Annotated in this window: 5 protein-coding genes; 1 reads left to right on the top strand and 4 read right to left on the bottom strand. The window is 63.9% G+C overall.

Annotated elements, in window-relative coordinates:
- The 3 genes from treS to QZ613_RS17900 all read right to left on the bottom strand — a co-directional run.
- The coding region (gene treS, locus QZ613_RS17910) for a maltose alpha-D-glucosyltransferase (RefSeq protein ID WP_291983381.1) at positions 1-3,292 on the bottom strand (3,292 nt) is incomplete at its 3' end.
- Positions 3,293-3,603: 311 nt separating this feature from the next.
- Complete coding sequence (gene glgB / locus QZ613_RS17905; protein ID WP_291983379.1) at positions 3,604-5,538, bottom strand: 1,4-alpha-glucan branching protein GlgB; 1,935 nt, start codon at positions 5,536-5,538, stop codon at positions 3,604-3,606.
- On the bottom strand, positions 5,535-6,461 hold the full coding sequence (locus tag QZ613_RS17900; RefSeq protein ID WP_291983377.1) for a mechanosensitive ion channel family protein: 927 nt from the start codon (positions 6,459-6,461) through the stop codon (positions 5,535-5,537). The genes glgB and QZ613_RS17900 overlap by 4 nt, the downstream gene beginning before the upstream one ends.
- Positions 6,462-6,578: 117 nt before the next feature.
- Between QZ613_RS17900 and QZ613_RS17895 the strand changes: the two genes are divergently transcribed.
- On the top strand, positions 6,579-7,118 hold the full coding sequence (locus QZ613_RS17895; protein ID WP_291983375.1) for a MarR family transcriptional regulator: 540 nt from the start codon (positions 6,579-6,581) through the stop codon (positions 7,116-7,118).
- Between the two features lie 157 nt (positions 7,119-7,275).
- Here QZ613_RS17895 and QZ613_RS17890 read toward each other — a convergent pair whose 3' ends face one another.
- A complete protein-coding gene (locus QZ613_RS17890; protein ID WP_291983373.1) occupies positions 7,276-7,914 on the bottom strand; it encodes a histidine phosphatase family protein in 639 nt (212 codons plus the stop codon).
- Positions 7,915-8,029: the final 115 nt, after the last annotated feature.

Genomic DNA, 8,029 nt, shown 5'->3' with positions numbered 1-8,029 from the left:
CCAGTCGGGCCCGGTTACCCATCTCGTAGCGCAACTCGTAGAGCGCCTTCTCGATGACGAAGAACTCGATCAGTCGTTCCGCAGCGCCCGCTTCCTCGGGCCACGCCGGGCAACCCTTGACGGCGTCGCGATAGCCGCTCATGAAGGCGTCTCTGACCTGCTCTTCCCAGCTCTCGACCAGCGGTCCGGCCCGATGGCGGTCGACCGGGTCTTCGTTGGTCAGGCGGTTGGTGGCCACCGCCGCCGCGTAGCTGAACGAGCGCAGCATGCCGGCGACGTCGCGTAGGGGCGAATGCTTCTGGCGACGCTCGTCCATCGAACGTGCGGGTTCGCCCTCGAAGTCGATGATCACGAAATCATTGTCGACGCGCAGCACCTGGCCGAGGTGATAGTCGCCGTGATAGCGCATCTTGGCGGCCGAAATGCCGGCCAGTGCCTGCGGCGAAATGCGCTCCAGGAGCACCGGCCGCAACGCCGACAGGCGGTCGCAGCCGTCGCGCACCTCTTCGGAGAAGTCCTCTCTGCGCCGTTCGAGTTCGTCGAGCGTGGCCACTGCTTCGGCCTTCAAGGCGTTTGACCAGCCGCTCATGTCCTGCTCGCTGATTGGCTCGCGTTCGAAGGCCGCGTCGCCGGTCGAACGACCGAAAGCCTGGTGCAACTCGCCGGTACGGCGGCCGAGCACCTCGATCAGGGCCAGGAAGAAGTCGTGCGGGTTGCCGTCGAGCTCGTCGGTCGTCACCGCGACTTCGGTGAGGTAGCGTTCAAGATAGTCGAGCGTGAAGTTCCAGCTGTCACCCTGGTTCTTGGTGTAGCCCTGCAACAGTGCCAGCGTCATCGTCTGGCCGTCGGCACGGCGGATTTCGACCGAGCCGGCGACCGGAGCAATGTGCTCGTAGGGCGAGGTATCGGTCAGGAAGCGACCGACTTCGACCTCCGGGTTGGTCCCCGTTTGCAGGCGACGATAGCCCTTGAGGAACAGCTTGTCGCCGAAGTACACCGCGGTATTGCTCTGTTCCAGCGAGGGGTGCCGTACCGGCGCGTCGAGGCCGGCGGCCAGCTTGGCAAACGCCGGCGAGGCGTGGAACTCGAGACGACCGCGGGCAAAGGGGATGGCCACGTTCCTGCCGATACCTTCGGCCAGGTCGCGGCAGAAGTCGTCGGCGCCGAAGGCGCCGTAAAGCAGGCCGGTGCGGTCTTGCTGGCGCACTCTGGCGAGCGCCCACGAGCCGAGCAGGGCGCGCTGTTCTTCGCTGGTCTGGTCGTCCCAGCAGATGGCCAGCGGCAGGAAGTAGACCTGCGGCTCGATACCGGCGCAGTGCACCTCGATGATGGTCAACAGCCAGCTTCCCTTGTCGGTATCCCACGGCGCCTGCTCGACAATATTGATGCTCTCGATGGCGTGGCCCTTGCCGGCAAACCAGCGCTTGGTCACCAGGTAGGGTGCCAGCACCTTGTGCTGCAGCTGGTTGCGGGTGGTTGCGGCGATCGCCCGGCGCACGGTGGTGGCCGTGGTCTTGCCGCCCGAGAAGGTCAGCCAACCCTCGGTGAGCACCAGCACAGGCAGTTCTGCGCGCGGCAGACGTTCTTCGTGCCAGTACGGCACTTCGGCGTCGGTGGTCAGGCGGAAGCAGTACGTGCCGTGGCCGGCCAGGGTCAGCAGGTAGGGCAGGTCGCCGATCGGCGGGAACGCCGAGCGGCCGAGCAGCTCGACCGGCACGCGGCCCTTGAAGGGCGCCAGGTCGAGTTCGACCGGTTGCGCGTTGCGCGACAGATTGACGACGCAGAGCAGCGTTTCGTCCTCGTACTCGCGCACGTAGGCGAGGATCTTGCGGTTCCCCGGTTCGAGGAAGGCGATGCTGCCGCGGCCGAAAGCCTTGTAGTTCTTGCGTACCGCGATCAGGCGCTTGGTCCAGTGCAGCAGCGACGACGGATTGCGCGCCTGCGCTTCGACGTTGATCGCCTCGTAACCGTAGATCGGGTCCATGTTCGGCGGCAGGTAGAGTCGCTGCGGGTCGGCCCGCGAGAAGCCGGCGTTGCGGTCCGGGCTCCACTGCATCGGCGTGCGCACGCCGTTGCGGTCGCCGAGATAGATGTTGTCGCCCATGCCGATCTCGTCGCCGTAGTAGAGGACCGGCGATCCTGGCAGGGTGAGGATGAGGAACTTCACCAGCTCGATCTTGTGGCGGTTGTTGTCCATCAGCGGTGCCAGGCGGCGGCGAATGCCGACGTTGACGCGCATCCTCGGGTCGGACGCATAGGCCTTGTACATGAAGGCGCGTTCGCTCTCGGTGACCATTTCCAGCGTCAGTTCGTCGTGGTTGCGCAGGAAGATCGCCCATTGGCAGTTGGCGGGGATTTCCGGCGTCTGGTTCATGATCTCGATGATCGGATGCCGTTCTTCCTGGGCGACGGCCATGAAGATGCGCGGCATCACCGGGAAGTTGTAGGCCATGTGACACTCGTCACCGTCGCCAAAGTACTCACGCACGTCTTCCGGCCACATGTTGGCTTCGGCGAGCAGCATGCGGTTCTGGTAGCGGGAGTCGATGACCGCGCGAATTTGCTTGATGACTTCGTGCGTTTCGGGGACGTTTTCGTTGTTCGTCCCTTCGCGGACGCAGAGGTAGGGGATGGCGTCGAGGCGCAGGCCGTCGACGCCCATATCCAGCCAGAAGCGCATGATCCGGATGACCGCCTTGACGACGTCCGGATTGTTGTGGTTGAGGTCCGGCTGATGCGAGAAGAAGCGGTGCCAGTAGTAGGCCTTGGCGACGTCGTCCCAGGCCCAGTTCGACTTCTCGGTATCGGTGAAGATGATGCGCGTTTCCGGAAACTTCTTGTCGGTATCGGACCACACGTAGTAATCGCGTTTCTTCGACCCGGCCGGGGCTCTTCTTGCCGCCTGAAACCAGGGGTGCTGGTCGGAGGTGTGGTTGATGACCAGCTCGGTGATCACCCGCAATCCGCGGCGATGGGCTTCGCGGATGAAAATGCGCGCGTCGTTGCGGTTGCCGTAGTCCGGGCTGACGTTGTGATAGTCGGAAATGTCGTAGCCGTCGTCGCGCATCGGCGACGGGTAGAAGGGCAGCAGCCAGAGCGTGTTGACGCCCAGATCCTGGATGTAGTCGAGCTTCTCGGTCAGTCCCTTGAAATCACCGATGCCGTCGTCGCCGCTATCCTTGAAGGCCTTGACGTGCAATTCGTAAATGATCGCGTCCTTGTACCACAGGGGGTCGTTTTCCCAGGTCAGTTCAACCGCCGCGGCGGCTTTTTCTATCGACTCGTTGGCCATTTGCATCATTTCCTCCACTCAAGGGAAGTCGTCAAAGTTGCGTATCTCGTGGTCACGAGAAGGCGGTTGTCAGCAGGCGTTTCGACCATCTGGCAAGGCGCGCCGGCGGTAAGCCGGCACGGCCAGGGGCTGTTCTATCCGGCCGGCCCGACCGTTTTACAGGGCCGGGGGCGATGGTGAGCACGGTGTCAGCGTTGGTCACCACGAAGAAGCAAAGCATGACGGGATTGTCGAGCGCATGCAAGGGCGGAGCACGACCGCGGCGCTGGCCGGGCGGCGTACTCCCTCTTGCGCGCTGAACCTGCCATCGCTCAGGAGCTGGCCCGGTTTTCGGGGACCGGCTTGAAAACCATCACGGACAGCGGCGGCACGGTCAGCGACAGCGAATGCCCATGGCCGTGTGCGGCTTGCGGCAAGGCTTCCGCCTGGCCAAGATTACCCATGCCGCTGCCGCCGTAGAGCGTTGCGTCGCTGTTCAGCACTTCCTGCCACTGCCCGCCGCGCGGCGCGCCGACAACGTAGTCATGGCGCGGTACCGGCGTGAAATTGCAGACCACCAGCACGGTGTCGTCGCGGTGCTTGCCGTAGCGGAGAAAGCTGATGACGCTTTCCTCCCAGTTCTGGGCATCAATCCAGGCGAAGCCGTCGCCGCTGAAGTCCCGTTCGTGCAGCGCCTTTTCCTGGCGATAGACACGATTGAGGTCCTTCACCCAGGACTGCACGCCATGGTGCGACGGGTATTGCAGGACGTGCCATTCGAGGCTTTCGTCGTGCTGCCACTCGCGCCGCTGGCCGAGTTCGCCGCCCATGAACAGGAGCTTCTTGCCGGGATGCGCCCACATCAGGCCGTAGAGCAGGCGCAGGTTGGCGAACTGCTGCCACTCGTCGCCCGGCATCTTGCCGACCAGCGAGCCCTTGCCATGCACCACCTCGTCGTGCGACAGCGGCAGGACGAAGTTTTCCGTGAACGCGTACCAGATCGTGAACGTCAGCTTGTCGTGCTGGTACTTGCGGAAGAGCGGCTGTTGCTGGAAATACTTCAGCGTGTCGTTCATCCAGCCCATGTTCCACTTCATGCCGAAACCCAGGCCGCCCATATAGGTCGGGCGCGAAACCATCGGCCAGGCGGTGGACTCCTCGGCCATCGTCTGCACGTCCGGATGGTCGCGATAGACCGCTTCGTTGAGGCTGCGCAGGAAGCTCATCGATTCGAGGTTCTCGCGGCCGCCGTGTTCATTGGGGATCCACTCACCGTCCGCACGTCCGTAGTCGAGGTAGAGCATCGAGGCCACGGCGTCGACGCGCAGGCCGTCCACGTGGTATTTGTCGAGCCAGAACAGCGCGCTGGACATCAGGAAGCCGCGGACTTCGTTGCGCCCGAGGTTGAAGATCGAGCTTTTCCAGTCGGGGTGGAAACCCTGCCGCGGGTCCTCGTGTTCGTAGAGGCAGGTGCCGTCGAAGTTGGCCAGGCCATGGCCGTCGGCGGGAAAGTGCGAGGGTACCCAGTCGAGGATGACGCCGATCCCGGCCTGGTGCAGGGTGTCGATCAGGAACATGAAATCCGCGGGCGTTCCGTAGCGTGCCGTGGGCGCGAAATAGCCCGTCGTTTGGTAGCCCCACGAGCCGTAGAAAGGGTGCTCCATCACCGGCATCAGTTCGACGTGCGTGAAGCCCATCTCGGTCACGTAGGCGGCCAGCTGGTGAGCCATTTCGCGGTAGCTCAGCGAGCGGTTGCCGTCCTCGGGAACGCGCCGCCACGAACCGAGATGCACCTCGTAGATCGACAGCGGCGCGTCGAGGGCATTGATCGCCCGGCGCTTGGCCATCCACTCGTCGTCGCTCCAGCTGTAGTCGAGCGTGCACAGGCGCGAAGCACTGCGCGGCGGCTCTTCGGACTGGCGGGCAAAGGGGTCGGCTTTCTCCTGCGTCCCCATGCGGCTGGTGATCTGGAATTTGTAGCTGTCGCCCAGCGTCGGTCCGGCGATGAAGCCCTCCCAGATGCCCGAGTGGTCGCCGCGACGATGCAGTAGGTGAGTGTCGGCCTGGAAGTCGTTGAAGTCGCCGACGACCGCCACTTTTTCGGCGTTGGGCGCCCAGACGCTGAACTGGAAACCGGCCTTGCCGGCCTTTTCGGTGGCGTGTGCGCCGAAACGGTCGTAGAGCCGGGTGTGACTGCCTTCGCGAAAGAGATAGATATCGTGTTCGCTGAGCAGGCTGTGGGCGACGACGGCATTCTTGATTTTCATTGCGTACCTCCGGGGTGCTGCGTGGCGCCCTCCATCGACAGGCGCAAGGCCGGGCTTGAGCCGTCCTTGGCCTGGCCGGGATAGACGGTGAGATGCGGGAAAGGAATTTCGATGCCCGCGGCATCAAAAGCGTACTTCAGGCGACGCAGGTATTCGCGGCGAACGGTCCACTGTTCGATGGCCACAACTTTGAAGCGGCAACGCAGAATCACCGCCGAATCGCCCCAGGAATCGACCCCGACGATCTCGACGTCGTCGAGGATCCTGGCCGCGAAAGCGGCATCGGCGCGCAACTCGGCACCGACCGTACGCATCACTTCGAGCGCCTGATCGACGCTCTCGCGGTAGGCCACGCCGACATCGACGACCGCCTGCGCAAAACCGCGGGTCATGTTGGTGACGGCGGTGATGCTGCCGTTGGGGACGTAATGAACGTGGCCATCGTAGTTGCGCATGCGCACGTAGCGCAAGGTGATTTCTTCGACCATGCCACTCTTGCCTCCCGCTTCGACGACGTCGCCGAGGCGGATCTGGTTTTCCAGCAGCAGGAAGAAACCGGAGAAGTAGTCCTTGACCAGACTCTGCGCACCAAAGCCGACGGCGAGGCCGACGACACCGGCAGCGCCGAGGATCGGGGCCACGGAAATGCCCAGCTCGGCGAGCACCAGGATGCCGGCGACCAGCGAGATGATCACCGACGCCGCGTAGCGGAAGACGCGGCCCAGCGTCGCTGCCCGCTGCACCTCTTCGCCATCGTGCATGCTGCTGCTGATGTAGATGCGGAAAGTACGGATCAGCTTGTGCGAGAAGGCCATCGCCAGCCAGGCGAGCACCAGGATGACGCCGATGCGCAAGGCCGATGCCATCGCCGGCGAGAGCTGGTAACCGAGGGAAAGAATTTGATCGAGTATGGCTTTGTCCATGTATATTCAGGTTGGTGAAAGGTTGGCGAAAGATTCGAGAAATTTCGCTTGTGCAAACGGTTTGGGCCTAATAGTATTGCATGAAAGCAGTTTTTCGGCAACGCAGGGGTTGATGCAATGACTGACACAAGGAAAGACGGCGGCGAAAATGGCTCGCCAGAGCAGGCGCTCGGTGGTCAACGAAACGGGTCTGCCACGGGCAGGGAAGGGGCCGATGATGCCTTCGGCAAGCTGCTGGAGCTGGTCCGTTCGGTTCAGAACGGCATGCAGAACATCGACGACACGCACGGCCTGAGTGGTTCGCAGCTCTGGGCCCTGTGGCAGATTTCGGCGCGCCCCGGCCTGCGCGTCTCGCAGCTCGCCAGTGCGCTGCACATCAAGCCGTCCACGGCCAGCAACCTGCTCGACAAGCTCGAACTGCGCCAGTTGGTCCGTCGTGAACGGCGCGACGTCGACAACCGGGTGGTTCGTCTGCACCTCACCGACCAGGGCGTCGAAGTGGTCAAGGACATCCCTGGTCCGCTGCAGGGTCGCTTGCGCGGCGCTTTGGCAAGAATGCCGCAGCCCCTGCTCGGCAACCTGCGCCACGGAATGGCGTCGCTGCTCGAGCTGATGGGCGAGTCAACCCGCCACCGCGCGGTGCAGTCGAAAGCCTGAGCGCCTGGATGCAGCGCTTGTCCCCGGCTGGCCGGGGCGTTTCGCCACGGCGCTGGTAGTGCTGCATTCTCGATGAGACTTTCAGCAAGCCCGACAGCCGCGCGCAACCCCCGTGGTGGCTGGGATGTATATGTTCCACTCCGCGTACAGCACTACGCTAGGGTAGTTCGTCGAGCCCGACTATCGTCAGATGGTCGGTCACTCCCCACGCTTCCATGCGCCAGTCGTCGCCGCTGGCGCTCACCCAGTTGATGCCGGCGTTGGGGATCAGGAAATCGCGCGGTTGGCGCAACGAGGTTCCTCGCACCAGCCGGTTGACGATGTCCAGGACGCCGCCGTGCGTCACCACCGCGATGGTCTGGCCACGATGCTCGTCGACCAGGCGCCGCAATCCGCTGCTGACGCGCAGGTGGAGTTGCTGCAGGCTCTCGCCGCCGTAGGGAATGACGAAATCCGGTACCCGCTCCTCGAACAGCGCGTACACGTCCGGATAGCGGGTCCGCGACTGCTCGTAGGTCAGCCCTTCGAAAAGCCCGTAGCGTCGCTCGCGGAACTCCGGGCGCAGGATCGGCACCCGCCTCAGGGCCGCCGCCAGGCGCTCGGCGGTCTGCCGCGCGCGCAGCAGGTCGCTGCTGTAGAGCGCGTCGATCGCCAGCGGCGACAGCCACTGCGCGGCGGCATCGGCCTGCGCCAGCCCGGTCTCGTCCAGCCCGACGTCGATGTTTCCCTGAATGCGCTTCTCCGCGTTCCAGGATGTTTCGCCATGGCGGACAAGGCAGATGCGGGTGGCTTCCATAGGTATTCGTTCACCAGCGGGGTTGGCGACCAGCGCTCGGTCGACGGGAGAATCTGACCTTGCCGGCCTGAAGCCGCGCCCGGGTCAGGTTCACGAGGAGCAGATTCTAAGCCAT

This window comes from Candidatus Accumulibacter sp. ACC005 (assembly GCF_907163215.1).
Classification (GTDB): Bacteria; Pseudomonadota; Gammaproteobacteria; order Burkholderiales; family Rhodocyclaceae; genus Accumulibacter; species Accumulibacter regalis.
The sequence above is the reverse complement of the archived record's forward strand: the minus strand, read 5'-3'. Positions and strand labels throughout refer to the sequence as shown.

What these genes read in the sequence shown, in the direction of transcription:
- glgB (WP_291983379.1), bottom strand. Translation starts at nt 5,538, where the DNA reads ATGAAAATCAAGAATGCCGTCGTCGCCCACAGCCTGCTCAGCGAACAC.
- QZ613_RS17900 (WP_291983377.1), bottom strand. Translation starts at nt 6,461, where the DNA reads ATGGACAAAGCCATACTCGATCAAATTCTTTCCCTCGGTTACCAGCTC.
- QZ613_RS17895 (WP_291983375.1), top strand. Translation starts at nt 6,579, where the DNA reads ATGACTGACACAAGGAAAGACGGCGGCGAAAATGGCTCGCCAGAGCAG.
- QZ613_RS17890 (WP_291983373.1), bottom strand. Translation starts at nt 7,914, where the DNA reads ATGGAAGCCACCCGCATCTGCCTTGTCCGCCATGGCGAAACATCCTGG.